Origin of the sequence: Pseudomonas sp. Pse79 (assembly GCF_024519615.1) — a bacterium.
Classification (GTDB): Bacteria; Pseudomonadota; Gammaproteobacteria; order Pseudomonadales; family Pseudomonadaceae; genus Aquipseudomonas; species Aquipseudomonas veronii.
In genome coordinates, this window is sequence record NZ_JALJRR010000013.1 from 24295 (window position 1) to 49948 (window position 25654).

At 61.5% G+C, this 25654-nt stretch carries 23 protein-coding genes; 9 read left to right on the forward strand and 14 right to left on the reverse strand.

From position 1 onward, the window contains the following. Positions 1–26 precede the first annotated feature (26 nt). A complete protein-coding gene (locus NR164_RS17380) occupies positions 27–854 on the forward strand; it encodes an oxaloacetate decarboxylase (protein WP_256823030.1) in 828 nt (275 codons plus the stop codon). 40 nt (positions 855–894) lie between these two features. On the opposite strand, the gene NR164_RS17385 is transcribed toward NR164_RS17380, so the two are convergent. Further along, positions 895–1515: an energy transducer TonB gene (locus NR164_RS17385; RefSeq protein WP_256823031.1), complete on the reverse strand. Its 621-nt coding sequence runs from the start codon at positions 1513–1515 to the stop codon at positions 895–897. Between the two features lie 96 nt (positions 1516–1611). On the opposite strand from NR164_RS17385, the gene NR164_RS17390 reads away from it, so the two are divergent. Further along, positions 1612–2394: a class I SAM-dependent methyltransferase gene (locus NR164_RS17390; RefSeq protein WP_017844714.1), complete on the forward strand. Its 783-nt coding sequence runs from the start codon at positions 1612–1614 to the stop codon at positions 2392–2394. Between the two features lie 18 nt (positions 2395–2412). Here the strand turns inward: NR164_RS17390 and NR164_RS17395 are convergent, their stop codons facing one another. Next, complete coding sequence (locus NR164_RS17395; protein WP_026139764.1) at positions 2413–3072, reverse strand: TetR/AcrR family transcriptional regulator; 660 nt, start codon at positions 3070–3072, stop codon at positions 2413–2415. A gap of 93 nt (positions 3073–3165) precedes the next feature. Here NR164_RS17395 and NR164_RS17400 point away from each other — a divergent pair, with 93 nt between their 5' ends. Both NR164_RS17400 and NR164_RS17405 read left to right on the forward strand, forming a co-directional pair. Further along, positions 3166–4266: an efflux RND transporter periplasmic adaptor subunit gene (locus tag NR164_RS17400; protein ID WP_046384480.1), complete on the forward strand. Its 1101-nt coding sequence runs from the start codon at positions 3166–3168 to the stop codon at positions 4264–4266. 6 nt (positions 4267–4272) lie between these two features. Beyond that, entirely contained in the window at positions 4273–7344 is a 3072-nt protein-coding gene (locus tag NR164_RS17405; protein ID WP_079442980.1) for an efflux RND transporter permease subunit, read from the forward strand. A gap of 125 nt (positions 7345–7469) precedes the next feature. Here NR164_RS17405 and NR164_RS17410 read toward each other — a convergent pair whose 3' ends face one another. Then, positions 7470–7925 (reverse strand): Lrp/AsnC family transcriptional regulator, encoded by a 456-nt coding sequence (locus NR164_RS17410; protein WP_046490157.1) that lies wholly within the window; start codon positions 7923–7925, stop codon positions 7470–7472. Between the two features lie 406 nt (positions 7926–8331). Between NR164_RS17410 and NR164_RS17415 the strand changes: the two genes are divergently transcribed. Together NR164_RS17415 and NR164_RS17420 are read left to right on the forward strand one after the other, a co-directional pair. Further along, entirely contained in the window at positions 8332–8949 is a 618-nt protein-coding gene (locus NR164_RS17415; RefSeq protein ID WP_079442981.1) for a LysE family translocator, read from the forward strand. 49 nt (positions 8950–8998) lie between these two features. Next, positions 8999–9592: a LysE family translocator gene (locus tag NR164_RS17420; protein ID WP_057004712.1), complete on the forward strand. Its 594-nt coding sequence runs from the start codon at positions 8999–9001 to the stop codon at positions 9590–9592. A gap of 477 nt (positions 9593–10069) precedes the next feature. Here the strand turns inward: NR164_RS17420 and NR164_RS17425 are convergent, their stop codons facing one another. From NR164_RS17425 to plsB, 3 genes are read right to left on the reverse strand one after another with little or no spacing between them, the layout of a single operon-like run. Beyond that, positions 10070–10759, reverse strand: a complete 690-nt coding sequence (locus NR164_RS17425; RefSeq protein ID WP_017844721.1) for a DUF4197 domain-containing protein — start codon at positions 10757–10759, stop codon at positions 10070–10072. A gap of 27 nt (positions 10760–10786) precedes the next feature. Then, positions 10787–11188: a YbaY family lipoprotein gene (locus NR164_RS17430; RefSeq protein WP_046384477.1), complete on the reverse strand. Its 402-nt coding sequence runs from the start codon at positions 11186–11188 to the stop codon at positions 10787–10789. A gap of 50 nt (positions 11189–11238) precedes the next feature. Further along, on the reverse strand, positions 11239–13758 hold the full coding sequence (plsB, locus tag NR164_RS17435) for a glycerol-3-phosphate 1-O-acyltransferase PlsB (protein WP_046384476.1): 2520 nt from the start codon (positions 13756–13758) through the stop codon (positions 11239–11241). A gap of 179 nt (positions 13759–13937) precedes the next feature. Here plsB and NR164_RS17440 point away from each other — a divergent pair, with 179 nt between their 5' ends. Next, on the forward strand, positions 13938–14147 hold the full coding sequence (locus tag NR164_RS17440) for a cold-shock protein (RefSeq protein ID WP_017844724.1): 210 nt from the start codon (positions 13938–13940) through the stop codon (positions 14145–14147). Between the two features lie 144 nt (positions 14148–14291). On the opposite strand, the gene NR164_RS17445 is transcribed toward NR164_RS17440, so the two are convergent. From NR164_RS17445 to NR164_RS17460, 4 genes are all read right to left on the reverse strand, one after another. Further along, positions 14292–14669, reverse strand: a complete 378-nt coding sequence (locus NR164_RS17445; protein ID WP_046490163.1) for a hypothetical protein — start codon at positions 14667–14669, stop codon at positions 14292–14294. 71 nt (positions 14670–14740) lie between these two features. Continuing rightward, entirely contained in the window at positions 14741–15550 is an 810-nt protein-coding gene (locus NR164_RS17450; protein ID WP_046490165.1) for a putative RNA methyltransferase, read from the reverse strand. Next, on the reverse strand, positions 15550–16701 hold the full coding sequence (gene dapE / locus NR164_RS17455) for a succinyl-diaminopimelate desuccinylase (RefSeq protein ID WP_046384474.1): 1152 nt from the start codon (positions 16699–16701) through the stop codon (positions 15550–15552). Before dapE ends, NR164_RS17450 begins: the two co-directional genes overlap by 1 nt. A gap of 226 nt (positions 16702–16927) precedes the next feature. Continuing rightward, positions 16928–19519 carry a glycosyltransferase gene (locus tag NR164_RS17460; RefSeq protein WP_046384473.1) on the reverse strand — a complete coding sequence of 864 codons (2592 nt, stop codon included), beginning with the start codon at positions 19517–19519 and terminating at the stop codon, positions 16928–16930. 218 nt (positions 19520–19737) lie between these two features. Here NR164_RS17460 and tcdA point away from each other — a divergent pair, with 218 nt between their 5' ends. Next, the gene (gene tcdA / locus NR164_RS17465) at positions 19738–20547 is read left to right on the forward strand and encodes a tRNA cyclic N6-threonylcarbamoyladenosine(37) synthase TcdA (RefSeq protein ID WP_026139765.1); all 810 of its coding nucleotides are present in this window, start codon (positions 19738–19740) and stop codon (positions 20545–20547) included. A gap of 122 nt (positions 20548–20669) precedes the next feature. Here tcdA and NR164_RS17470 read toward each other — a convergent pair whose 3' ends face one another. The 4 genes from NR164_RS17470 to NR164_RS17485 form a co-directional block, all read right to left on the reverse strand. Further along, positions 20670–21077 carry a SufE family protein gene (locus tag NR164_RS17470; RefSeq protein WP_017844731.1) on the reverse strand — a complete coding sequence of 136 codons (408 nt, stop codon included), beginning with the start codon at positions 21075–21077 and terminating at the stop codon, positions 20670–20672. Further along, positions 21074–22279 carry an aminotransferase class V-fold PLP-dependent enzyme gene (locus NR164_RS17475; protein WP_079442985.1) on the reverse strand — a complete coding sequence of 402 codons (1206 nt, stop codon included), beginning with the start codon at positions 22277–22279 and terminating at the stop codon, positions 21074–21076. The genes NR164_RS17470 and NR164_RS17475 overlap by 4 nt, the downstream gene beginning before the upstream one ends. A 64-nt stretch (positions 22280–22343) precedes the next feature. Further along, positions 22344–23378 (reverse strand): 2,3,4,5-tetrahydropyridine-2,6-dicarboxylate N-succinyltransferase, encoded by a 1035-nt coding sequence (gene dapD, locus NR164_RS17480; protein WP_046384471.1) that lies wholly within the window; start codon positions 23376–23378, stop codon positions 22344–22346. 32 nt (positions 23379–23410) lie between these two features. Then, positions 23411–23773, reverse strand: a complete 363-nt coding sequence (locus NR164_RS17485; RefSeq protein WP_026139766.1) for an ArsC family reductase — start codon at positions 23771–23773, stop codon at positions 23411–23413. 212 nt (positions 23774–23985) lie between these two features. Between NR164_RS17485 and NR164_RS17490 the strand changes: the two genes are divergently transcribed. After that, the gene (locus NR164_RS17490) at positions 23986–25629 is read left to right on the forward strand and encodes a Na+/H+ antiporter (protein WP_046384470.1); all 1644 of its coding nucleotides are present in this window, start codon (positions 23986–23988) and stop codon (positions 25627–25629) included. Positions 25630–25654 lie beyond the last annotated feature (25 nt).

The following is a 25654-nucleotide window of genomic DNA, read 5'->3' on the forward strand; positions in this document are numbered from 1 at the left end:
GCTCCTTTTCCCGCCAGGAGTCAGTCATGGATGCCCAAACCCTTCGCGCCGAAACCTTCAAGGCCCTGCATGCACGCGATCGTGCGTTTGTGATGCCCAACCCGTGGGACGCAGGCTCGGCGATCATGCTCGCCAGCCTCGGCTTCGAAGCCCTGGCCACCACCAGCGCGGGCTACGCGTTCAGCCTGGGGCGCCCGGATGCCGAAGGGGCGCTGTCCCTGGAAGACACCCTGGTCAACGCCACGATGATCGCCAAGGCCACCGAGTTGCCGGTGGCCGCCGACCTGGAAAACGGCTTCAGCGACACCCCCGACGGTTGCGCCCGGACCATTTTGCGCGCGGCGGCCAGCGGTATCGTCGGTGGCTCCATCGAAGATGCCACGGGTATCGCCGTCGACCCGATCTATTCCTTTGACCTTTCCGTCGAGCGTGTGGAAGCTGCGGTCGTCGCTGCGCGCAGCCTGCCATTCCCGTTCATGCTGACGGCCCGTGCAGAAAACCTCCTGCATGGTCGCCTGGATTTGCCTGACACTATTCGCCGCCTGCAGGCCTACGCCGAAGCCGGTGCGGACGTGCTCTATGCGCCGGGGCTGCGCAGTGCCGAGGAGGTGCTGGCGGTGGTCAAGGCCGTGGCCCCAAAACCGGTGAATGTGTTGATGTCCGGCGGCCTGAAACTCAGTGTGGCGCAGTTGAGCGCGATGGGCGTCAAGCGCATCAGCGTGGGCTCGGCCATGGCGCTGGCGGCGTATGGCGAGTTTTACCGCGCGGCGCAGGAGGTGTACCAGTCCGGCACCTTTACCTTCACCGAGCGCTCGATGCCCTACAGCCAGGCCAGCCAATTCTTCAAGGATTAAGCGGCGTGTGTTCGCACGGCATGGGGCGCGGCGTTGAGGCTTATGCCGCCAGGCGCAGGTTGTTGACGATCAGCGGACGCGCCCAGTGGTAGTCGAAGTCCAGGGCCTTTTGTTGGGCGACCAGCTCTTCTTGCGGGAACGGCGTGGCGGCCGGTGGCAGCAGGTCCAGTTCGAACTCGGCGATCGGCAAATGTAATGGGCGCGGTTCCGGCGCAGCGCCGGGTTCCGGTAACGGTTGGCCGGCGCTCAGCACGATCGGGCGCACCCAAGTGCTTTCGAAATTCTGCTGGCGCTGCTGGGCGAGGATCTCTTCTTGCGGGAATGGCGTGGCGGCCGGTGGCAACAACTCGGTTTCGAATTCGGCAATCGGCAGGAACAGCGGTTCAGGCGGGGCGATCTCAGTGTCTTTCACGTCGCACTCACGCTGGGTGAGGATCTGCGACAGCAGGTCAGCGCCAGCGCTGGGTTCCACCGCCGGGTCCAGCGGCGCTGGCGCCTTGGCCGCGAGCGCGTCCGGCGTTTCGCCGAGCTGCTCGGCCAACGCGCGGGCGAAGAAGTCCTGCCACACATGACTGACGCCGGCCAGCGCTTGAGTATTGCGCAGGCCGTAGTGGTTGTGGGTCGGCAGTACACCGATGGTTAGCGGAAGAATGTCTGACATTTTTCTCGGTCGACGCTCAGCTCTGGCAAAATACCTGATCCTTGTTTCTATCGGCCGTTGTTGGCCGATCCTTAATATTTTTGAGCGTAGCGATTCATGAGCGAACAACCAGCGGCCAGCCGCATCCAGGTCGAGGCCTTGGCCGACGGCTTCCAGGCCCGCGCCGAACAGTGGGCTGCGCTGCTGGGCTTGCCGCTACAGCTGGCGGATGCGGAGTTTTCCCTGCAAGTCGGGGAGCAAGGCCTGCAGTTGCAACAGCTCGGGCCTGACGCGCCAGGGCCGGTGCGCGTGGATTTCGTCGAAGGCGGCGCGGCGCATCGGCGGTTGTACGGCGGTGGCAGCGGGCAGATGATCGCCAAGGCCGTGGGCATCGCCCAAGGCGTGCGCCCACGGGTGCTGGACGCCACGGCCGGGCTGGGCAAGGACGCATTCGTGCTGGCCAGCCTGGGCTGCGAGATGAGCCTGATCGAACGTCAGCCGCTGATCGGCGCATTGCTCGAGGATGGCCTGGCACGCGCGGCGGAGGATTTTGAGGTGGCGCCGATCGTGGCGCGGATGACGCTGCTCAAGGGCAACTCCATCGAGGTGATGCTCAATTGGCAAGGCGAGCCGCCCCAGGTGATCTACCTCGATCCGATGTTCCCGCACCGTGAGAAAACCGCCCTGGTGAAGAAGGAAATGCGCCTGTTCCGCCCCTTGGTGGGCGACGATCCAGACGCACCGGCCCTGCTGGCGGCGGCGCTGGCCCTGGCCAGCCACCGCGTCGTGGTCAAGCGCCCGCGCAAGGCGCCGTGCATCGAGGGGCCCAAGCCGAGCCATGCGCTGGATGGTAAATCCAGCCGCTACGACATCTATCCGAAAAAGGCACTCAAGTCCTGAGCCTCGCGCTGCAAGCGGTCACCCGTTGCCGCTTGCAGCGGGTTCTCGGCGATAGGCCCGCATAAACAATCCCACCACATCCTGCACGTGGGCTTCGGCCGCTTCCTCGCTCAATTGCCCGCCGCAGCCATACAACAAGCAGAAGTTCGCCGTGCCCTTGAGCAGGCAGAAGAAGTGTTCGGCTGCGGTAAAAGGCTTGTCGATGCTCAGCGCGCCGCTCTGGTCGATGTGCCCGAGCAGACGCTCCATGCCTTGCAACATCCGCATCGGCCCGGCTTCGAAGAAGATCTGCGAGAGTTTCACGTCCTGATTGCCCGTGGTCATCATCAGGCGGTGCAGGTTCACCGATTCCTTGCTGTTGACCAGGCGATGGAAGCGGCGCCCGATATTCAGCAGCACCGTCTCCACAGGCACACCCTCGGGCAGCTCAAAGTACATCACCGGCAACTGTTCTTCGCACTTGGCCATCACGGCGGCGGTGAACAAGGTCTCTTTGTCGGTGAAGTGGCTGTAGACGGTCAGTTTCGATACGCCGGCCTCAAGGGCCACGGCATCCATGCTGGTATTTGCGTAACCGTTGCTCAAAAACAGGATTTTCGCTGCTTCGAGGATTGCCTGGCGTTTTGCCATGTCCTTGGGACGCCCAGGGCTACTGGTATTGACAAGATTGTCGGACATTTCCACCTTTAATACTGGACTGGTGAGTTTGGTATTAATAACATACTGCCCAGTATAATTATTCCTAGCACCATTTGCGAAAGGTCCTTCAGCATGCGCAGCATTCTCCTGCCCCTTGCGTTGCCTGCCAGCCTGGTCTTTCTACTCGCCGCCTGCGGCCATGAAGAATCGCCCCAGACTACCCTCCGCCCGGCCATGGTGGTGCAACCACAGCCTGCGGCGCAGACGATGGACAGTTATCCAGGCGAGGTGCGTGCCCGGTACGAACCGGACCTGGCCTTTCGCATTGGCGGCAAGGTCAGCAAACGGCTGGTGGAGGAGGGCGAGCGGGTCAAGGCCAATCAACCGCTGGCGGAACTCGACCCTCAGGATGTGCGCCTGCAACTGGAAGCCACCCGCGCCCAGGTGGCCGCCGCCGAGGCCAACCTGCGGCTGGTGCGTGCCGAGCGTGACCGCTACAAGACCCTGATGGATCGTCAGTTGGTCAGCCGTTCCCAGTACGACAATGCTGAAAATCTGTACCGATCAGGTGAGGCGCGCCTCAAGCAGATCAAGGCCGAGTTCGATGTGTCCAGTAACCAGGCCGGTTATGCCGTACTCCGCGCTCCGCAGGACGGCGTGGTTGCCAAGCGCGCGGTGGAAGTCGGCCAGGTGGTGTCCGCCGGCCAGACCGTGTTCACCCTGGCCACCGATGGCGAGCGTGAAGTGCTGATCAGCCTGCCCGAGCAAGGCTTCGGCCGGTTCAAGATCGGCCAGCCGGTGTCGGTCGAGTTATGGAGCCAGCCGGACCAGCGATTTGCCGGACGTATTCGCGAACTGTCGCCCGCAGCCGATCCGAAATCGCGCACCTTCGCTGCGCGCATCGCCTTCACCGGCGGTAAGGTTCCGGCCGAGTTGGGCCAGAGCGCCCGCGTTTTCATACAGGCAGACGGTGTTATTCCGCTGTCGGTGCCGCTGTCAGCCTTGAGCGCGGAGAACGGCGTGTCCTACGTCTGGCGCGTGCAGCCGGATGACACCCTTGTGCGTACCCCAGTGCGTATCGGCGCCTTTGGCGAAAAAACCGTACCCGTGCTCGAAGGCTTGAGCCCTACCGACTGGGTGATTGCCGCCGGGGTTCATGTGCTCCATGAGGGGCAGCAGGTGCGCCCGGTGGATCGCTCCAACCGGGTGGTGAATCTGGCGGTCAAGGAGTAGTCCCCGATGGGTTTCAATCTTTCCGAATGGGCGTTGCGTAATCGCCAGATCGTACTGTTCCTGATGCTCCTGCTGGCGGTGGTCGGCACTTTGTCCTACACCAAGCTTGGGCAAAGCGAAGACCCGCCGTTCACCTTCAAGGCCATGGTGATCAAGACCAATTGGCCCGGTGCCACGGCCCAGGACGTGTCGCGCCAGGTCACCGAACGCATCGAGAAAAAGCTCATGGAGACCGGTGAGTACGAGCGCATTGTGTCTTTCTCGCGCCCCGGCGAATCCCAGGTCACCTTCATCGCCCGCGACGCCATGCGCTCGGCGCAGATTCCCGAGCTGTGGTACCAGGTGCGCAAGAAGATCAGCGATATTCGCCAGACCTTGCCGCCGGATATCCAGGGACCGTTTTTCAACGATGAATTCGGCACCACCTTCGGCAATATCTACGCCCTGACTGGCGACGGCTTTGACTATGCCGTGCTCAAGGACTACGCCGACCGCATCCAGATTCAACTGCAGCGCGTGCCGGATGTGGGCAAGGTCGAACTGCTCGGCCTGCAGGATGAGAAGATCTGGATCGAGCTGTCCAACCTCAAACTCGCCACGCTCGGCTTACCGCTGGCCGCTGTTCAACAAGCGCTGCAGGAGCAGAACGCGGTCTCCACTGCCGGCTTCTTTGAAACTCCGACTGAGCGCGTGCAACTGCGGGTGTCGGGTAACTTCAAGAGTGTGGAAGAGATTCGCAGCTTCCCGATTCGTGTAGGCGACCGAACCTTCCGTATTGGCGATGTGGCCGACATCCACCGTGGCTTCAATGATCCACCGGCGCCGCGCATGCGCTTTATGGGCGAAGACGCGATCGGTCTGGCCGTCGCCATGCACGAGGGCGGCGACATTCTGGTGTTGGGCAAAGCCCTCGAAGGCGAGTTCGCACGCCTGCAGAAGAACCTTCCGGCGGGCATGCAACTGCGCAAGGTGTCGGACCAACCGGCGGCGGTGAAAACCGGTGTCGGAGAATTCGTCCGGGTGTTGGCCGAGGCGCTGGGCATTGTCTTGCTGGTGAGTTTTTTCTCCCTCGGTATACGCACTGGCATGGTCGTGGCCCTGGCGATTCCGCTGGTGCTGGCGATGACCTTTGCCTGCATGTACTACCTCGGCATCGGCTTGCATAAGATCTCCCTCGGCGCGCTGGTGCTGGCCCTGGGCTTGCTGGTGGATGACGCGATCATCGCCGTGGAAATGATGGCGATCAAAATGGAGCAGGGGTACGACCGCCTTAAAGCGGCCAGTTTTGCCTGGACCAGTACCGCGTTCCCGATGCTGACCGGTACGCTGATCACGGCGGCCGGCTTCCTGCCGATTGCCACCGCGCAGTCGAGTACCGGTGAATACACCCGTTCGATCTTCCAGGTAGTGACCATCGCGTTGCTCGCCTCGTGGGTCGCGGCCGTGGTGTTCGTGCCGTACCTGGGCGAAAAACTCCTGCCGGACTTGGCGAAAATTCATGCGGCTAAACACGGCGCTGACGGTCCCGATCCCTACGGCACACCGTTCTACCAGCGTGTCAGGCGTTTGCTGGAGTGGTGTGTCAGTCGGCGCAAGACCGTGATCGTGCTGACGCTGCTGCTGTTTGTCGGCTCGGTCGCACTGTTTCGTTTTGTGCCGCAACAGTTCTTCCCGGCTTCCGGCCGCCTGGAGTTGATGGTCGACCTGAAACTCGCCGAGGGCGCGTCTCTGAGCAACACCGCTGGCCAGGTCAAGCGCCTGGAAGCCCTGCTCAAGGAACACGCCGGCATCGACAACTACGTGGCCTATGTCGGCACCGGTTCGCCGCGCTTCTATCTGCCCCTCGACCAGCAACTGCCGGCCGCCAGCTTTGCGCAGTTCGTGGTGTTGGCCAAGTCCATCGAAGAGCGCGAAAGCCTGCGCATCTGGTTGATCGAAACCCTCAACGAGCAGTTCCCCGACCTGCGTTCACGGGTCACACGCCTGGAAAACGGCCCGCCCGTGGGTTACCCGGTGCAGTTTCGCGTGACCGGCGAGCATATCGACGAAGTCCGTGCCCTGGCGCGTAAAGTGGCGGCCAAGGTGCGCGAAAATACCCACGTAGCTAACGTGCATCTGGACTGGGAGGAACCGAGCAAGATCGTCTACCTCAATATCGACCAGGACCGTGCGCGCGCCCTCGGTGTGAGTACCGCCAACCTGTCGAAATTCCTGCAGAGTTCTCTGACCGGCGCCAGCGTCAGCCAGTACCGGGAAGACAACGAGTTGATCGAAATTCTCCTGCGCGGCACTGTCCATGAGCGCACTGAACTGTCGCTGCTGCCGAGCCTGGCCGTGCCGACCGACAACGGCAAAAGCGTCGCGCTGTCGCAGATCGCCACCCTCGAATACGGCTTCGAGGAAGGCATCATCTGGCACCGTAACCGCCTGCCCACCGTAACCGTGCGCGCCGACATCTACGGCAAGGAACAACCGGCGACCCTGGTTCAGCAGATCCTGCCGACCCTCGAAGGCGTGCGTGCCGAACTGCCGGACGGCTACCTGCTGGACGTCGGCGGTACCGTCGAGGACTCGGCCCGCGGGCAGAATTCGGTCAAGGCCGGTGTGCCGCTGTTTATCGTGGTGGTGCTGACGCTGCTGATGCTGCAACTGCGCAGCTTCTCACGCACGGTAATGGTATTTCTCACGGCGCCTCTGGGGCTGATCGGGGTCACGCTGTTCCTGCTGGTGTTCCGCCAACCCTTCGGCTTCGTGGCCATGCTCGGCACCATCGCCCTGTCAGGAATGATCATGCGCAACTCGGTGATTCTGGTGGACCAGATCGAACAGGACATCAAGGCAGGGCTGGCGCCGTGGCAGGCGATTATCGAAGCCACTGTCCGACGCTTCCGGCCGATTGTTCTCACCGCCCTCGCGGCGGTACTCGCGATGATCCCGCTGTCACGCAGTGTGTTCTTCGGGCCGATGGCAGTGGCGATCATGGGCGGGTTGATTGTGGCGACGGCATTGACGTTGCTGTTCCTGCCCGCGCTTTATGCTGCATGGTTTCGTGTCAGGAAAACGGGTGACCAAGAGTAAGGAGAACAGGCGTATGTATATAAGTGCCTACGCCTGATGCACGCTGAAGAAAGTGTAAGGTGAGTGGGGAATGCCTGAAGCCGCGACAGCGGTTAATAGCGCCAGGATATCTCCCACAGGACTAATCAGAGGGCCGGCAGTTTCTTCTCGACGGTTTTTATAATCGATGTATTAGTGTCGGCCAGGGGGGCGATCTTTTGAAGGGTCAGGTCCAGGTGGGCAACTGAGTCGATATAAAGATGGCAGACAAAACTGTCGTCCCCGGTGATTTTGTAGCACACCACACATTCAGCCATTTGCGCGAGCAACTGTTCAACCTGTTGGAATTTTCCAGTCAGGGGTTTAACCCTGACCAGCGCTTGCAATGCAAAGCCCAGGGCCTGGGCGTCCAACTCCACGCTGAACCCGCTGATGACCCCCGAGCCTTCCAGACGCTTGAGGCGTTCGCTGCAGCCGGGGGCCGATAACCCCACCTGTCGGCCGAGGGCGCGAATAGACGCGCGGGCGTTCTGGTGGAGGGCGACAATCAGCGCGCGATCAATAGGGTCAAGTGTCTGGTCGCCCTTTGTAAGCTTTTTCATTAGATGGACCTTACGAATTTTGATGAAATCGCGTGAAAATCTTACATACCATACACGGATGAAAAAAGAATAGACCTTTTCAAGGTGCCCACCTATTGTTTGATCAGCGGGCCCTGCAATATTGCGCCGCTCACTTAACGCTGTGTTGTGATGTTTCTATTGCAACTTTATCTATATTGTCGAGGGCGCGAGATGAACTACATACTTGATGCAAGCTCGCTTGCAATAATTTCACAATAATAACTTCTCTGCCGAAAAAGTATTTTCGCTGCGTCATGAGTTTGCCCGACATAAGAGGATCCAATGGCGTGATCGACTTTATGAAAAACCACAGAGCCGTCTACTACTGCCATGAACACGGGCTGCCTCGCTAAGCCGTCACGAATGTTCTTCAAAGGGGAAGCGTATGCCCGACATTGCACTGTCCGTTTACCAGGCGATATTTACCTTCGCCGTCGCCGCCATCGCGCTGCTTGCCAGTCCAGGCCCGGCGACCCTGGCGCTGGCGGCGAGTGGGGCTGCTTATGGCATGAGGCGTTCAACTCGGTTTTTCGTGGGGATCACGTTGGGCCTGGTGATCGCGATGGCATTGGTTGCTTCCGGCCTCTATGTGGTTCTGCACAGTTTTCCGATGCTGGCGACGGCGCTGACGGTCATCTCCATTGTTTATATTGTGTGGCTGGCCTACCAGATTGCTACCGCGCCGCCCATCAGGGATGAGCAGTCCGTGATCACGCCGGGCTGGGGCGCCGGGTTTGTGCTGGGTGTGGCGAATATCAAGGCCTATGCCGCATTCGCCGCGTTGCTGGGCAGTTTCACCCTGGGCGCCGCACCTGCCTGGGAGCAAGGTGCGAAAGCCTTGATCTGTCTGCTGGTGTGTGTGGTATTCGACGTTCTGTGGCTCTTTGCCGGCAGTCGAATGCGCAAGTTATTCATCCACCCCACTTGGAGCCGACGACTTAACGTAAGCTTCGCGATTTTGATGGTCGCGACGGTCGCCTGGTCAATCACGCTGACGCAATAGCGCTTTCGCTGGGAAGACCATTGAATAGTTCCGCCCGAGGATAGTTTTCATGTTTGGGACTGTGTCTGCTCTGGTGTTATTACTGGTCGTTCCTGGACCGACCAATACCCTGTTAATGCGCGCAGGGGTTCTGTTTGGGTTTGCAGCATCATGGCGCATGGCATTTATCGAATGCCTGGCGTACCTGCTTCAGGTCTCTGTTTGGGGGGCGGTGTTGTTCTATGTGTCGGCCTGGTCCCCCTGGGTCGTGAAAGTGACGCAGACGGCTGCCATCTGCTATCTGCTCCAACTGTCCTTCACGTTGTGGCAGCGCAAGAGCACAGCCGTCGACCCAGGTACGGACCGTTTCTCTGGGCTGCACTTCTTCTGGCTGACGGTGATGAACCCCAAGGGCCTGCTGATTGTTTCGTTTATTGCGCCGATCAGCGCATTTGCCACGTTGCAAGGGTACGCCCGGTTCATGACCACGCTCGCGTTGGTGGTGATACCTGTAGGGTTTGCCTGGATCTTGCTGGGCAGTCGGTTCGAAGGGGGGCAAAAGGCGTGGCTGACGCCGTTGAGAATCAACCGGGCAACCTCGATGGTCATCGGGTGTTTTGCCACGGTTCTATTGGGGCGCCTGGCCGATTCTATTTTCAACTGACGCGAGGCAGTATTTCACACGCAGGACGGAACCATTTTTGCCCTTGCTTCCACACAGGATTAGTCGACCGAGCGGTTCCCGTGTATGAGATGCGGGGCAGTGAGTTGGCGCTAATCTGAATAGGAAGGAGTGTGTATGCTTTTACTACCTTTGCTGGCGTTACCGATGCAAGTCGCGGGCTCGATGCTTGGGCTGGGAAATATGTTTGGACAGAATCAGCCAAACGCCAATCGCGATATCAATATTAATATCAACAACGATAGCCATAACTTCAATGCGTCGTCGTCCAGCTCTCATCACTCACACATGTCTCACGGTGGTGCCCGACGAGCGTCGCACATCCACTATTGAGCCTACTCATCGACGCTGCCGGGCGTGAGCGTGCGGCGCCTGGTTCGGGGGCCTGATAGACGGTTCGGCGAAAAATCAAGGCCCTGACGATGTCAGGGCCTTTTTTTCCGCTCAGGTCGCGTGGCGTTACAGCGCGCCAAACACCTTCTTCGCCAGACTGGTCGCCGCTGCCGCCGGGTTTTTGCGAATGGTCTCTTCCTGCTGCGCAATCATCTTGAACAAACCATCCAGCGCTTGTTCGGTCACATAGTTTTCGACGTTGGCACTTTTGGCATCGACCGCGCCAAACGCCGCGGCCTTGCCGGCAAGCGCGTTGTACTGCTGCGCCACGCCGACCTTGTCGGTGGCGGCCTTGACGATCGGCAGGAACTTGGCGCGGATGGCTTCGCGGCTGCTTTTGTTCAGGTACTGGGTGGCCGAATCCTGGCCGCCGGTGAGAATGCCCTTGGCATCGCTCACGCTCATGTTTTTCACCGCGTTGACCAGGATTGGCTGGGCTTGGGTCACGGCGGTTTCGGCGGCTTTGTTCATGCTGGTTTCCAACTGCTCGACCTGGTCACCCATGCCGAACATCTTCAGCTTGTCGGCGACTTTGCCCAGTTTTCCCGGCAGGCCGATCTTGACGTCGGGGTTGTTGCTGAAACCACCCGGTACACCCAGTTGTTTCACGGCGATCTGTGCGCCTTGGGTCAATGCATCCTTGAGGCCGCCGGCGGCGTCGCCCTGGGACAGGCTGCCAAGATCCAGGGCCATGGCGTTGGCACCGAGCAGCAGGCCGGCGCACAGGGCGGTGAGACGAAGGGAATTACGGAGCATGGGCGCTTCCTTATGATCTGGAAATAATCAGTGTGCGACCGCATCAACCCGCAGGCGCAGCGGTTGAACGTCTTGGCCATTGAGTTGCACAGGGTGCCGCTCGGTGGTGATGAACAGTAGCTTGCCCTCCACTTCGATGCGAGCGCTGACCGAGTAACTGTGGCCCGGCTTGACCTGGGCCGGGTCATAGCTCAAGTGGAACGGCAATGGCACCTGGCCTTTGACCGGGCCTTTCTGTTCGGCCAGGGTCACGGCCGGCGCGTCCATCAGCGATACGTCCTGCAGGCTGACGCTCAAGATGGCTGTCGGCGGCAGCGCGATGCGTTGCAGGTAGAACACTTCGCCATCGAGGCTGGCCTTGGGCGCGGGATTCATGGAATGGCAGGCGCCGAGCAGGGCGGTCAGGCCCAGGAGGATGATCTTTTTCATGGTGCAGCTCCTTTTCAACGGCGCCGTAACCCAGCGACGCCTTATTCAATTTAGCGGCTTTCTTCCGGTTTGCGGGCTTCGGCTTCGACCGGCGCTTCGGCCGCGCCGTCGACGCGGTGCAGGGCAACCTGGCGGATCGACAGGCGAATCTCAGCCGGCAGCACCCGTTTCGCCGCGCCTTCAGCCAGTTCGCCGAGCAGGTCGTGATAGCTCAACTTGCCGGCTTCGTCGCGGCGCAGCACATCTTGCTCCAGCAACGTCTGAATAAAATGTCGGAAAAGGCTCTTGTCGAAGAACTCCGGGGCATTGAGGCCATGCAGGATCGATAGGCGCTGGGCCATGATCGTACACAGGTCTTCCAGCTCTTCGGCGCTGATGCTGTTCCGGCCGCTGTTGAGCAGCAGCGAAATCGCCATGTAGAAGCGTTGCAGGGTCTGGGCGATGCTCTTGGACAGCAGTGTCAGCAGCACAAAGTGCCGCGAACTCGGCGCCGGGCGCAGGTACACGTTGTTCTCGAAACGCAGCAGGCCTTGTTCGACAAACGCCTCCAGCCACTGGTCGATCACCGTGTCCAGTTCCTCCAGCGACCAGCGGATAAACAGCTCTGACTGCAGGTATGGGTACAGCGCACGGGTGTAGCGCAGAATCTGCTCGCGGCTCATCCGCGAGCTGCTCTGGAAGAAGCTCGCCAGCAGCGCCGGCAAGGCAAAGATATGCAGCACGTTGTTGCGGTAGTAGGTCATCAGGACGGCGTTCTGCTCGTCCAGGTACAGAATCTTGCCGAGGGCATCACTCTGTTCCGACAGCAGGTTCATGTCCTTGACGTGCTTGATCAACGCCATGCCATCCCCTTCGGGCAGGGTGGTATGCGGTGAGTAGGGCACCCGGCGCAGCAGCGCCAGGTACAGGTCCAACTGGCGGGCCATGGCCTGTTCGTCCAGGGCCAGGCGCGTGGTCGACAGCAGCGCCAGGGCCACCAGGTTCACCGGGTTGATCGCCGCCGCTTCGTTCAAATGGCGCGCCACCCGCTCGCCGAGGCGGTTGGTGGTTTGGTTGAGCCACGCCGGTTTGTAGTGCGGGCCCAGTTCCTGGGCACGCCAGCCCGGTTGTTCGGCGTCGAGGAATTGCGCCAGTTTGATCGGTTCGCCGAAGTTGACCGCGACCTGGCCAAAGCGCTGCTTGAGCGCACCGACCACCTTGAAAATATCGAAGATCGACTCTTTCTTCTTGCTCGCGCCGCGCAGCTCACCGAGGTAGGTACGGCCTTCGAGCACACGCTCGTAACCGATATACACCGGCACGAACACGATCGGCATGCGCGAGGAGCGCAGGAAGCTGCGCAACGTGATCGCCAGCATGCCGGTTTTCGGTTGCAGCATGCGCCCGGTGCGCGAGCGTCCGCCTTCGACGAAGTACTCCACCGGGAAACCCTTGGTGAACAGGGTGTGCAGGTATTCGTTGAACACCGAGGTGTACAGCGGGTTGCCCTTGAAGGTGCGGCGCATGAAAAACGCACCGCCGCGGCGCAGCAGGCTGCCGATCACCGGCATGTTCAGGTTGATGCCGGCGGCGATGTGCGGTGGGGTCAGGCCGTTTTTGAACAGCAGGTAGGACAGCAGCAGGTAGTCGATATGGCTGCGGTGGCAGGGTACATAGATCACCTCGTAACCCTGAGCAACCTGTTGCACACCCTCGATGTTATTGACCTTGATGCCGTCGTAGATCTTGTTCCAGAACCAGCTCAGCACCACTTCCAGGAAGCGGATCGCGGTGTAGGTGTAGTCCGAGGCGATTTCGTTGCCGTAGCGCAGGGCCAGGGCCTTGGCTTTTTCCGGGCTGATCTTCTCGCGTTCGGCTTCATCGAGGATGGCCTGGCGCACCAGCGGCATATTCACCAAGCCCTTCACCAAGTTGCGGCGGTGGGACAGGTCGGGGCCGATCACTGCGGTTTTCAGGTTGCGAAAGTGTACGCGCAGGATGCGTTGGGCCATGCGAACGGTGCGTTCGTGGCCTTTATTGTGCTCGATCAATTCACGCAGGTTGATAGGCGCGGAGAATTGGACGCGGGTCTTGCGCCCCAGGATCAGGATGCTCAGCAGCCGGCGCAGGCGCCCGGTGACGGCCCAGCTGTCGGCGAACAGCAGTTTCCATGGGCTGGACTCGCTGTCGGGCGACTGTCCCCAGAACACGCTGACCGGAATGATTTGTGCATTCTCTTGTGCGTGCGCGCTGAGGGTATTGACCAGGCGGGTCAGGGTCGGCGGCGCGCCGCGTTTGTCCTGGCGGCCGAGCCAGTCCGGCTCTGGCGTGAGGTAGAAGAACGCCGCGGGTTCCAGCAACGGCCCGACCGCTACCGGCAGCACCGGGCGCGGCAGGCCGGCCTTGGTGCACTCGGTATCGACCACGGCCAATTCGGTGAGGGAGGGTGATTGCAGGACGTAGAACACCGGCCGGCTGCGGTCGAGGTTAAGGGTAAGGGACGACTGGTTGATCGTCTCTGAGCGAACCCAGAGGTACAACAGTCGGCGCAAGGTGCCAAACACCAGACGGCGGAACGGGGAGCGGGTCATAGGCGAGCTGCTTCAAGTGGAAAAAACCGAGCAGGTGCTCGGGTGGGTAGTGTGCCGTATTCACCGAAAATCGGCAAAAAGCAGCGATGTAAAGTTGAGTTGATCGTTTTTGAGCCTGTCTTATACTCGGCAGTTCAACGCGACCGACTCGACAATAACAATCATGTGGGAGTGAACAGATGACAACGCGCGAAACCGGTAATGTGAAGTGGTTCAACGATGCCAAGGGATATGGCTTTATTCAGCGTGAAGACGGCAAGGATGTGTTCGTACACTACCGCGCCATCCGCGGTGAAGGGCACCGTTCCCTGGCCGAAGGCCAGCAGGTGGAATACGCCGTGGTGAGCGGCGAGAAGGGCTTGCAGGCAGAGGATGTGGTGGGTTTGTAATGCGGGTTTTTGTTACACCGTAGAACCCATGTGGGAGGGGGCTTGCTCTCGATCGCGGTGGGCCAGTCAATACATATAGTGACTGATCCAACGCGATCGGGGGCAAGCCCCCTCCCACATTTTGATTGGGTTCGCAATTGCGGATCAGGTGGTTTTCCAGGTGATCTGTTCTTCACCGTCTTCGCTGATGCGAATCCAGGTGTCGGCGCTTTCCTCGCCTTCTTCCTCAACCCAGCTGCCCGGTGCGCAACGCACTTCGACGTTCAGCGCGGCAAAGGCGGCGCGGGCGCAGGCGATGTCGTCTTCCCACGGGGTCTGATCGCTTTCCAGGTACAGGCTGTTCCATTTGCCTACCGCCTTGGGCAGCCAGGTAACAGGCACGTCGCCGGCCGTGCACTTGTAGGTCTGGCCGCGCTGGACCCAGGCGGTGCAAGGGCCAAGGGCGGCGCCCAGCCAGGCGGCGATGGCCTTGTGGTCGACGTCGGCGTCCTTCAGGTAAATCTCGATATCAGGTTGGCGCATGGATGTTCCTCGTTGCGGGATTCGAAAATCCATTCGCGGATTCAGGGTGGGCGGAGTGCCCGAAAAGTCGGTTATTGAAGCACGAAATAATCGTAGCGCATTGATACGCTGACCCGCAGCGGCTCGGCATGCTCGATCACCTCGGTGCGGCGCTCGGCGCTGGCGCGCCAGCCGTGAGGGGTCATGGCCAGCAGGTTGGCACGGTCTTTCGGGTCCGCCAGGCTCAGCGTGAACTCGAGGGTTTCGCTGTGCGCAAGGCTCATGCCGTCCGGCACCAGGGCCAGGTGTTTGTCGTCGGTGTACTCGCGCACTTCGTCGTACAGGCGCTCGCGCAACTCCATCAGGTGACCGCGGGTCGGGCCGACTTTCATCAAGCCGCCGCCGGGGCTGAGCAGGCGTTTGGCCTCTTGCCAGTCCAACGGGCTGAACACGCTGGCGAGAAACTGGCAGCTGGCATCGGCCAACGGCACGCGGGCCATGCTGGCGATCAACCAGGTCAGCGCCGGGTTGCGCTTGCACGCACGCTTGACCGCTTCCTTGGAGATATCCAGGGCATAGCCATCGGCGTGGGGCAGGGCGTCGGCGATTTGTGCGGTGTAGTAACCCTCGCCACAACCGATGTCCACCCAGCGCTGTGGTGCTTGTTGCGCGGCCAGTTGCGCCAGGCGCTTGGCCACCGGGGCGTAGTGGCCAGCGTTGAGGAAGTCGCGGCGCGCCTCGACCATGGCGAGGTTGTCGCCCGGGTCGCGGCTGTTTTTGTGCTGCACCGGCAACAGGTTCAGGTAACCCTGGCGCGCGCGGTCGAAACGGTGTCCGACCGGGCACGCCACGCCATTGTCCACCGCATTGAGCGGTGCGCTGCAAATGGGACAGGCCAGCATCAGGCGAGCAACTTGATCAGGGTCTGGTAGTAGATCTCGGTCAGCACGTCGAGGTCGCTGGCCAGAATGCGCTCGTTGACCTGATGGATCGTCGCGTTGACCGGGCCCAACTCGACCACCTGGGTGCCGAGGGTTGCGATGAAGCGCCCGTCGGACGTACCGCCGCTGGTGGACGCCTGGGTCTCACGACCGGTGACCGCCTTGATGCTGGCGGACACCGCATCGAGCAAGGCCCCCGGTTCGGTGAGGAACGGCAGGCCGGACAGCGCCCAGTCTACGTGCCAGTCCAGGCCGTGTTTGTCGAGGATCGCGGCAACGCGCTGTTGCAGGCCTTCCACGGTGGATTCGGTAGAGAAGCGGAAGTTGAACACCGCTGTCAGGTCACCGGGGATCACGTTGGTCGCGCCGGTGCCGGCGTTGAGGTTGGAGATCTGGAAGCTGGTCGGCGGGAAGAAGGTGTTGCCGTCGTCCCAATGCTCGGCGGCCAGTTCCGCCAGTGCCGGAGCAGCCAGGTGGATCGGGTTCTTCGCCAGGTGCGGGTAGGCCACGTGACCTTGCACGCCGCGCACGGTCAGGGTAGCGCCGAGGGAGCCGCGACGGCCGTTCTTGACCACATCGCCGACCAGGCTGGTGCTGGATGGTTCGCCGACGATGCACCAGTCCAGACGCTCCTTGCGCGCGGCCAGGCGTTCGATCACAGCCTTGGTGCCGTGGTGCGCCGGGCCTTCTTCATCGCTGGTGATCAGAAAGGCCACCGAGCCCTTGTGGTCCGGGTAGTCCTGCACGAAGCGCTCCGACGCCACCAGCATCGCCGCCAGGCTGCCTTTCATGTCCGCCGCGCCGCGGCCGCAGAGCATGCCGTGGTCGTCGATCAGCGCGTCGAACGGATCGTTCTGCCAGGCCTGTACCGGCCCGGTCGGGACCACGTCGGTGTGGCCGGCAAAGCACAGCACCGGGCCGTCGTGCTTGCCGTGGGTGGCCCAGAAGTTATCTACGTTTTCGATACGCATCGGCTCAAGCTGGAAACCGGCGTCGCCCAGGCGCTGCATCATCAGCTTCTGGCAATCGGCGTCGATCGGCGTCACCGAGGGACGGCGGATCAGGTCGATGGCAAGTTGAAGGGTCGGCGAAAGGTCGGCATGGGCCGTCATGGGAAACTCCGGAAATCGAGGCGGCGACGTTCTAATTGACTGTAGGAGCGAGCTTGCTCGCGAAAAACGCAAGAGCACCGCGTTCATTCAAGATGTTCGCGTGATCGTTGACGATTTTCGCGAGCAAGCTCGCTCCTACAGTGATATGTGCAAGGCTTACAAAACGGCCGTTATCTTATAGCAAAACGGCGGCCAGAGGCCGCCGTTTAGTGCATTGCACACGTTTTTACAGCGCGGTGGCCGGCTCTGCCTTCGGCGCCGGTTTCGGCAGCGACGACAGGAACGCCATGATCAACGCCGCCACATACGGCAGCGACTGCACCAGCAGCATCACCACCCAGAAGCGCATGTCGGCGCTCGGCAGGCCCTGCACCAGGTAGATCCCCAGCGCCGCGCCCCACAACAGCAGCATGATGAACATCTCTTCGCGGGCTTCGGAAATCGCTACCCAGAAGCCGTGGTTATCCGCGTTTTTCGGTGTGCGAAAGAACGGAATGCTGGTGGTGAAGAAGCCATACAGCACCGCTTTGGCGATGGTGTGGGACAACGCCAGGCCGGCCAGCGCCGCACAGAACGCATCCTTGAGGTTAACCCCCACGGCACGACGGTACAGGAAGATGATCTTGCCCACCTTGAACACGAACAACGCCAACGGCGGGATCGCGAAAATCAGCAACGGCGGGTCGACCCGGGTCGGCACGATGATCATCGCCGCCGACCACAACAGCGCGCCGACGGTGAAGAAGATGTTCATGCCATCCGCGACCCACGGCAACCAGCCCGCGAGGAAGTGGTAGCGCTGGCCACGGGTCAGCTCGGTGTCCTTGCCGCGCAGCAGGCTGGCGGTGTGACGCTTGATGATCTGGATCGCGCCATAGGCCCAGCGGAAACGCTGTTTCTTGAAGTCGATGAAGGTGTCGGGCATCAGGCCCTTGCCGTAGCTTTCGTGGTAATACGCGGCCGACAGGCCTTTCTCGAACACGCGCAGGCCGAGTTCGGCGTCTTCGCAGATGCACCAGTCGGCCCAGCCCAGCTCTTCGAGCACCGAGCGACGGGTCATGGTCATGGTGCCGTGCTGGATGATCGCGTCGCGGTCGTTGCGGGTGACCATGCCGATATGGAAGAAGCCTTTGTATTCGGCGTAGCAGAGCTTCTTGAAGGTGCTTTCGTTCTGGTCGCGATAATCCTGCGGCGACTGCACCACGGCGATTTTCGGGTCGGCGAAGTGCGGCACCATGTGCTTGAGCCAGTTCGGCGACACGCAGTAGTCCGAGTCGATCACCGCGATCACTTCGGCATCCTTGGCGGTGTGCGGGATCAGGTAGTTCAACGCGCCGCCCTTGAAACCGGCCAGGGGCGCGACGTGGAAGAACTTGAAGCGCGGGCCCAGGGTTGCGCAGTAGTCGCGCACCGGTTCCCACACCGCCGGGTCTTTGGTGTTGTTGTCGATGATCAGGACTTCGTAGTCCGGGTAGTCGAGGGCGGCCAGGGCATCGAGGGTCTGTTTGACCATCTCTGGCGGCTCGTTGTAGCACGGCACATGGATCGACACTTTCGGGCGGTAGTCCGAGTCCCCCACGACCGGCAGGAATTCACGCCGACGTTTGTGGGTCCAGACCGCTTCCGCCAGTTCATGGGCTTCGGCCAGCAGCACGATAAACACGCCCAGGGCGCCGAGCGCCAGGAGGAAGCCGACCGTCAGGCTGAACCAGGTGCTGTATTGCTGGCTGTAGTCGTAGCCGATCCACACCAGCACCGAACCGCACAGGAACGCGATAAAGGTCAGGAAGGTCCGGCCGCGTTGGCGCAGGGCCGAGCCGTCGATCATCAGCAGGGTCAACGACAGCAGTGCAAGCACCACCGAACCGATGGCCAGCACGCGCCATTGCGGGATCGCGACCACCGGTCCTTCGAAGTTGAATTTCTGCTGACGCGCGGCGTTGTACACGCCCCAGTAGGCGCCGACCGAGCCTTCGTCGCTGGCTTTCCACGGTTGGTCGAAGGCCTCGATCACGAAGTAGTTGAAGCCCTGGCGGTTCAGCTTGTTCACCAGCGTGCGCAGGTAAATTGCCTGGTCGGCGGGAGACGCATCAGCACCGCCACGCATGCGGCCGTTGCTCGGCCAGCCGACTTCCGACAGCAGCAGCGGCTTTTTCGGGAAGGTCTTCTTCAGATCCCGTGCGCGGTCGAGTACGAATTGGCCCGCCTGGTCCACCGGAATATGTTCCCAGTACGGCAGGATGTGCGCTGCGATCAAGTCGACGTGCTTGGCCAGTTGTGGGTTGTGCTCCCAGATGTGCCATTGCTCGGAGGTGGTCACCGGCACCTTGACGGCCGCGCGCACGCGATCCAGCAACACGATCAGTGCTTCGGGGGTGATCTCTTTACGGAACAACGCTTCGTTGCCGACCACCACGCGCACGACGCTGCGCGAGCTGTTGGCGATCTCGATGGCGCGCTGGATCTCGCGTTCGTTGCGTTCCAGGTCCGGGCTGATCCAGATCCCCAGGGTGACGCGCAGGCCGAACTCTTCCGCCAGCTTGGGGATGTCTTCCAGAGTGCCGTCGACCGAGTAGGTCCGGATGTTGTCCGTCAACTTGCTCATGATCTCCAGATCGCGACGCATCTGGTCGTCGGTCGGGTACTGGTCCTTCTGTGGGTACTGGCCTTGTTGAAACGGCGAGTAGGAAAAACCGGAGATCTGTTCAGGCCAGTTGGGGGCAGTGACCGGGCGGTTGATCAGCGCCCAGAAGCCGGTGAACAGCGCGGCAATTGCCAGCACCACCACCAGGTTGAGTCCAAATTTACGCGATGACATGGCTATTTCGGGTTCCAAAAGGTGTGGAACGAAAAGAGGTGTCGGCCTACGCCGAACGGCGCGCATCCTACACCGGCCCTTCCCTGAGCGTACAGCAGACTGAGAAAAGCCGGACGTTAGTCCGCGAATCTCCAGCTAAGTTCTTTACGTGTATCGCGAAGTTTCGAACTTGTCCTGGCAAAGCCCTATAATGCGCGCCGGTTTTTGGGGTAATGGTCATGAGTACAGAAGATCCGCGGTTTGCAGGCGTCGCCCGCTTGTATGGCATTGAAGGCCTGGAGCGCTTGAAAGCGGCCCATGTGGCGATCGTCGGCGTCGGCGGCGTAGGCTCATGGGCGGCGGAAGCCATCGCCCGTTGTGGGGTGGGCGAGATCTCGTTGTTTGATTTGGATGATGTCTGCGTCAGCAACAGCAACCGTCAGCTGCATGCCCTCGACAGCACCGTGGGCAAGCCCAAGGTCGAGGTGATGGCTGAGCGCCTGCGCGGCATCAACCCGGACTGCACGGTGCATGCCGTGGCGGATTTCGTGACCCGCGAGACCATGGCCGAGTACATCACCCCCAACATCGACTGCGTGATCGACTGCATCGACGCCGTCAACGCCAAGGCGGCACTGATCGCCTGGTGCAAGCGCCGCAAGATCCAGATCATCACCACCGGCGGCGCTGGCGGGCAAATCGACCCGACGTTGATCCAGGTCTGCGACCTGAACCGCACCTTCAACGACCCGCTGGCCTCGAAAGTGCGCTCCACCCTGCGCCGTGACTATGGCTTCTCGCGCACGGTGACCCGCCATTACAGCGTGCCGTGTGTGTTTTCCACCGAGCAACTGCGCTATCCGAAGCCGGACGGCAGCATCTGCTTGCAGAAGAGTTTTGTCGGCGACGGCGTGAAGCTGGACTGCGCCGGCGGGTTTGGCGCGGTGATGATGGTGACGGCCACCTTCGGCATGGTGGCGGCGACCAAGGCGGTGGACAAGATCGTGGCCGGGGTGCGCCGGCCTTCCGATCGGGTCAAGCCTTCTTGAATCTCAAGGCCTTGCACCATTCAAATGTGGGAGGGGGCTTGCTCCCGATAGCAGAGTGCCAGTCACTGAATACATTGATTGAACCACCGCTATCGGGGGCAAGCCCCCTCCCACATTGGGTTTTATGTACGGCTTAGTTCGCGCATGCGCTGCAGCACGGCGTTCAGGCCATTGCTGCGCGACGGCGACAACTGGCGGGACAGCCCCAGTTGATTGAACCAGTCCGGCAAGTCGACCGCCTGCAACTCGGCGGCCGACAGCCCGTTGACCCGCGCCAGCAGCAACGCCACCAGCCCACGGATCATGCGCGCTTCGCTGCTGGCGGCGAACTGCCAGTGGCCGTCGGATAAACGCCCGACCAGCCATACCAGGCTCTCGCAGCCCTGCACCAGATTGGCCTCGACCTTGTCTTCGTCCGCCAGCGGCGGCAGCCGTTCGCCCCATTGCATCAGCAGGCGCGCGCGTTGCTCCCAACTGCCCACTGCCTGAAACGACTCAAGCGCGCCGACAGCCTCGGCCGGCAGGCTCATCGCAGCATATCCAGGGCCTGGTCCAGCGCTTCGAAGAATCGCTCCAGATCATCGGAATTGTTGTACAGCGCCAGGGACACGCGAATCGCTCCCGACAAGTGCATCGCCTTGAGCAGCGGCATTGCGCAATGATGGCCGGCGCGCACGGCAATGCCCTGTTCGGTCAGCAAGTGCGCAAGATCGGCGTTATGCACGCCTTCCACCACAAAACTGACCAACGCCACCTGCGGCGCGCCCAGTACGCGCACGCCATTGCGCGCTTTCAGCCCGCGCAACAGGTACTCGTGCAGGGCGGCTTCGTGGGCGATGAGCGCCGGTTGATCCAGTGAATTGAGGTAATCCAGGCTGGCGCCCAGGCCGATCACGCTGGCAATCGGTGGGGTGCCGGCCTCGAACCCCAGCGGCGCGGGGCGGAAGCTGGCGCTGTGGTAATCGGCCTGTTGCACCATTTCGCCGCCGAACTGCCAGTGGCGCAGCTGTTGCAGGGCTTGGGTGCGGCCGTACAGCACGCCGACGCCGTCCGGGCCGTAGAGTTTGTGGCTGGAAAATACGTAGAAGTCGCAGCCCAGCGCTTGTACGTCGTGGCGGCCGTGGACGATGCCCTGGGCGCCATCGACCACGGTCAGCGCGCCCTCGGCCTTGGCCATGGCCAGCAAGGGTTCCAGCGGTTGCCAGGTGCCCAGCACGTTGGACAGTTGGCTCACCGCCAGCAGGCGCGTGCGCGGGCCGATCAGCGTGGCGGCGGCCTGAAGGTCGATCATACCGTCGTCGCCAACCGGCAGGATCACCAGTTCCAGCGCGCGACGTTTGGCCAGTTGCTGCCAGGGCAGCAGGTTGGCGTGGTGTTCCAGGGCGCTGATGACTAGTTCATCGCCCGCATTGAATAAGTGCTCGAGGCCGTAGGCCAAGAGGTTCAGCGCCGACGTCGCGCCATGAGTGAAGACGATGTGCCCGCTGTCTCCTGCATTCAACCACTGCGCGACCTTGTTGCGACTGTCCTCGAAAGCCTGGGTCGCGTGGGCGCCCGGCAAATGCTGGGCACGGTGAACGTTGGCGGCGCCATTGGCGTAGTAATGGCTGATCGCGTCCAACAGGGCTTGAGGTTTTTGCGCGGTGGCGGCGCTGTCCAGATAGGTCTGGTCTTGCCGTTGCAGGGCGGCGATGGCCGGAAAGTCGACGCGCCAGGGAGAGGGCACAAGCATGGTGTTCAAGACTCGTATAAACGGGCCCCAGAATCGGGGCCCGCGAGTGGCATCGAGTCGCTGCTTAGTTGTGAGCGTGCAGCGCTTCGTTCAGTTCGATGGCCGACTTGTGGGTTTTGCACTCCACGGCACCGGTCTCGGAGTTACGGCGGAACAGCAGGTCCGGCTGGCCGGCCAGCTCGCGCGCCTTGACCACTTTAACCAGCTGGTTGCGCTCGTCGAGCAGGGCAACCTTGGTCCCGGCGGTGACATACAGGCCCGATTCCACGGTGTTGCGGTCGCCAAGCGGGATACCGATACCGGCGTTGGCGCCGATCAGGCAGCCTTCGCCGACCTTGATCACGATGTTGCCGCCACCCGACAAGGTGCCCATGGTGGAGCAACCGCCGCCCAGGTCCGAACCCTTGCCGACAAATACGCCGGCCGAGACACGGCCTTCGATCATGCCCGGGCCTTCGGTGCCAGCGTTGAAGTTGACGAAACCTTCGTGCATCACGGTGGTGCCTTCGCCCACGTAGGCGCCCAGGCGGATACGCGCCGCGTCAGCGATACGCACGCCGCTGGGTACGACGTAATCGGTCATTTTCGGGAACTTGTCCACCGAGAACACTTCCAGCAGCTCGCCACGCAGGCGCGCTTCGAGTTGGCGTTCGGCCAGCTCATTGATGTCGATCGCGCCCTGGCTGGTCCAGGCCACGTTCGGCAGTTGCGGGAACACACCGGCCAGGCTCAGACCGTGGGGCTTGACCAGGCGGTGGGACAGCAGGTGCAGCTTGAGGTAGGCCTCAGGCGTGGAAGTCAGTGCGGCGTCTTCGGCCAGCAGGGTGGCGACCAGCGGGGTATGGCTTTCAGCCAGGCGGGTCAGCAGGGCTGCCTGGGTCGCGTCGACGCCTTTGAGCGCGTCAGCCAGTTGCAGGGCTTGGGCGACGGTGAAGGTGATCGCCTGGTTGCCTTCGCTGTAACCGAGGATCGGCGCGATGGCGGCGACGACTTCTGCCGACGGGTTGAGTACGGGTTGTGCGTAAAACACTTCCAGCCAAGCACCTTGGCGGTTCTGAGTGCCGACGCCGAAGCCCAGGCTGAACAGGGAATTGGACATGCTGTTACCTCTACAAAAATGGGATGGCCGGCCTACTTGAGGGCTGCCGAATAAGTATCTGGCTTGAAGCCAATCAGGGTTCTGTCTCCGAGATCAAGCACCGGGCGCTTGATCATCGAGGGTTGTGCGAGCATCAATTCAATGGCTTTCGACTGATCGAGATCGGCTTTGCGTTCGTCTTCGAGTTTGCGAAAGGTGGTGCCCGCACGGTTCAAAACCACCTGCCAACCGTGCTCGTTGCACCATTGGGTCAAGTGTTCGCGGTCGATACCGACGGTTTTGTAGTCATGGAACTCGTAGCTCACGCCGTGCTCGTCGAGCCAGGTGCGGGCTTTTTTCATGGTGTCGCAGGCTTTGATGCCGAAAAGGTGCAAGGTTTTACTTGATACGGTCAAGGAATTGCCCCCCTTTGGACCAATGAAGATGAAAGGTCTGGGATTATGCCACGACCAGCGGGTTTGGGTGCCGCTCGTCTCTAGCGTGGATTGCCCCGTGCGACTATTGTGCGAAAGCCATCGCGCAGCATAGGCGGCTAATATGGCACTTCAATGGTGAGTTGTTGCCTGATGTGTGTCGTTGCAAGTCGATTGTCCGGGAAAACCGCGTTATGCAAACCGCCTACACCGTTCTTATCTTGCTGATGCTGGTCAGCGTTTCGCGGCTGGTCTGGCGAGTCATCCCACTGCCGTTACCGCTGGTGCAGATTGCCGCCGGGGCCTTGCTGGCCTGGCCCACGCTGGGGCTGCATGTCGCGCTGGACCCGGAGTTGTTCCTGTTTCTGTTCCTGCCGCCGCTGTTGTTCTCCGATGGCTGGCGTATGCCTAAGCGTGAACTGTGGCGCCTGCGCGGGCCGATTCTGACGTTGGCGGTGGGGCTGGTGCTGTTCACCGTGGTCGGCGCTGGCTACTTCATTCATTGGTTGTTGCCTTCGATTCCATTGCCGGTGGCCTTTGCCCTGGCGGCGGTGTTGTCGCCGACGGACGCCGTGGCGGTGTCGGCCATTTCCCAGAACCGTTTACCCACGCCGTTGATGCATATGCTCCAGGGCGAAGCCTTGATGAACGATGCCTCGGGCCTGGTGACCTTCAAGTTCGCCCTGGTGGCAGCCTTGACCGGGGTGTTTTCCCTGGCGGATGCCAGCCTGACCTTTGTACTGGTGGCCATCGGCGGTCTGGCGGTCGGGATCGCGTTGAGCTGGCTGGTGGGGCGCTTGCGTGTCTGGATGATTGCGCGAGGCTGGGACGACCCGGCCACCCACGTTGTGTTCATGTTGCTGCTGCCGTTCGCCGCCTATGTTCTGGCCGAACGCCTGGGCGCATCGGGGATTCTTTCGGCCGTGGCGGCGGGCATGATGCAAAGCTGGCTGGACCTGCTGCCCCGCCAGACCAGCACGCGCTTGCTCAATCGCAGTGTGTGGTCGCTGCTGGAGTTTGCCTTCAATGGCTTGATCTTCCTGCTATTGGGGTTGCAACTGCCGGACATCATCAAGGCGGTGGTGAGTCATGAAACCACGCTGTGGCCGACCCTGCTGTATCGCTGCCTGGACGTGGTCGCGATCTTCCTGGTGTTGTTGGTATTACGCTTCATCTGGGTACAAAGCATCTGGCGTCTGTCGGGCGTGCTCCGGCGCCTGCGTGGGAAAAGCGAGCTTACCCTGGTGCCGACGGCGCGTTCCTGCTGGCTGTTGACCGTGGGCGGTGTGCGCGGGGCGGTGACATTGGCCGGTGTGATGTCGGTGCCCTTGCTGCTGGCGCCGGGCAAGGCGTTCCCGGAACGCGATCTGCTGATCTTTATCGCGGCCGGGGTGATCCTGTTGTCGCTCATCGCTGCCTGTATTGCGTTGCCGCTGCTGCTGCGCGGCATTGAAAAAAGCCCCGATGAAAAACACCACAATGAAGTGCGCGAGGCGTGGAAAAAGACCGCCGTGGCGGCGATCCATGCGCTTGAGGTGGAAGAACCCACCGAGAGCGCTCCCGCGGACGCTGCCCAGGCCGCACTGGCTACCGAACTGAAGGCACGACTGATGTCGGAATACCGGCATCAGCTGGACGTCTTCAACGACTCCGCCGAAGCCCAGGCACTGGCGTCGCAGATGGACCAACTGGAGCGAAAGCTACGGCTCAAGGCGCTGCGGGCGCAGCGCTTGGAGTTGTATAGCCTGAGCCGTCATCACCGGATTGGGGATGACGTGTTGAGGGAGGTGTTGGACGATCTGGACATGAGTGAGGCGAACCTGGGGTCGCCGAAGTAGGCAATTGGGGGCCGCCGTGCCGCCG

Bases quoted from the DNA above. Each gene is read 5' to 3' on its own strand.
- NR164_RS17380 (WP_256823030.1), top strand. From the start codon at position 27: ATGGATGCCCAAACCCTTCGCGCCGAAACCTTCAAGGCCCTGCATGCA.
- NR164_RS17385 (WP_256823031.1), bottom strand. From the start codon at position 1,515: ATGTCAGACATTCTTCCGCTAACCATCGGTGTACTGCCGACCCACAAC.
- NR164_RS17390 (WP_017844714.1), top strand. From the start codon at position 1,612: ATGAGCGAACAACCAGCGGCCAGCCGCATCCAGGTCGAGGCCTTGGCC.
- NR164_RS17395 (WP_026139764.1), bottom strand. From the start codon at position 3,072: ATGTCCGACAATCTTGTCAATACCAGTAGCCCTGGGCGTCCCAAGGAC.
- NR164_RS17400 (WP_046384480.1), top strand. From the start codon at position 3,166: ATGCGCAGCATTCTCCTGCCCCTTGCGTTGCCTGCCAGCCTGGTCTTT.
- NR164_RS17405 (WP_079442980.1), top strand. From the start codon at position 4,273: ATGGGTTTCAATCTTTCCGAATGGGCGTTGCGTAATCGCCAGATCGTA.
- NR164_RS17410 (WP_046490157.1), bottom strand. From the start codon at position 7,925: ATGAAAAAGCTTACAAAGGGCGACCAGACACTTGACCCTATTGATCGC.
- NR164_RS17415 (WP_079442981.1), top strand. From the start codon at position 8,332: ATGCCCGACATTGCACTGTCCGTTTACCAGGCGATATTTACCTTCGCC.
- NR164_RS17420 (WP_057004712.1), top strand. From the start codon at position 8,999: ATGTTTGGGACTGTGTCTGCTCTGGTGTTATTACTGGTCGTTCCTGGA.
- NR164_RS17425 (WP_017844721.1), bottom strand. From the start codon at position 10,759: ATGCTCCGTAATTCCCTTCGTCTCACCGCCCTGTGCGCCGGCCTGCTG.
- NR164_RS17430 (WP_046384477.1), bottom strand. From the start codon at position 11,188: ATGAAAAAGATCATCCTCCTGGGCCTGACCGCCCTGCTCGGCGCCTGC.
- plsB (WP_046384476.1), bottom strand. From the start codon at position 13,758: ATGACCCGCTCCCCGTTCCGCCGTCTGGTGTTTGGCACCTTGCGCCGA.
- NR164_RS17440 (WP_017844724.1), top strand. From the start codon at position 13,938: ATGACAACGCGCGAAACCGGTAATGTGAAGTGGTTCAACGATGCCAAG.
- NR164_RS17445 (WP_046490163.1), bottom strand. From the start codon at position 14,669: ATGCGCCAACCTGATATCGAGATTTACCTGAAGGACGCCGACGTCGAC.
- NR164_RS17450 (WP_046490165.1), bottom strand. From the start codon at position 15,550: ATGCTGGCCTGTCCCATTTGCAGCGCACCGCTCAATGCGGTGGACAAT.
- dapE (WP_046384474.1), bottom strand. From the start codon at position 16,701: ATGACGGCCCATGCCGACCTTTCGCCGACCCTTCAACTTGCCATCGAC.
- NR164_RS17460 (WP_046384473.1), bottom strand. From the start codon at position 19,519: ATGTCATCGCGTAAATTTGGACTCAACCTGGTGGTGGTGCTGGCAATT.
- tcdA (WP_026139765.1), top strand. From the start codon at position 19,738: ATGAGTACAGAAGATCCGCGGTTTGCAGGCGTCGCCCGCTTGTATGGC.
- NR164_RS17470 (WP_017844731.1), bottom strand. From the start codon at position 21,077: ATGAGCCTGCCGGCCGAGGCTGTCGGCGCGCTTGAGTCGTTTCAGGCA.
- NR164_RS17475 (WP_079442985.1), bottom strand. From the start codon at position 22,279: ATGCTTGTGCCCTCTCCCTGGCGCGTCGACTTTCCGGCCATCGCCGCC.
- dapD (WP_046384471.1), bottom strand. From the start codon at position 23,378: ATGTCCAATTCCCTGTTCAGCCTGGGCTTCGGCGTCGGCACTCAGAAC.
- NR164_RS17490 (WP_046384470.1), top strand. From the start codon at position 23,986: ATGCAAACCGCCTACACCGTTCTTATCTTGCTGATGCTGGTCAGCGTT.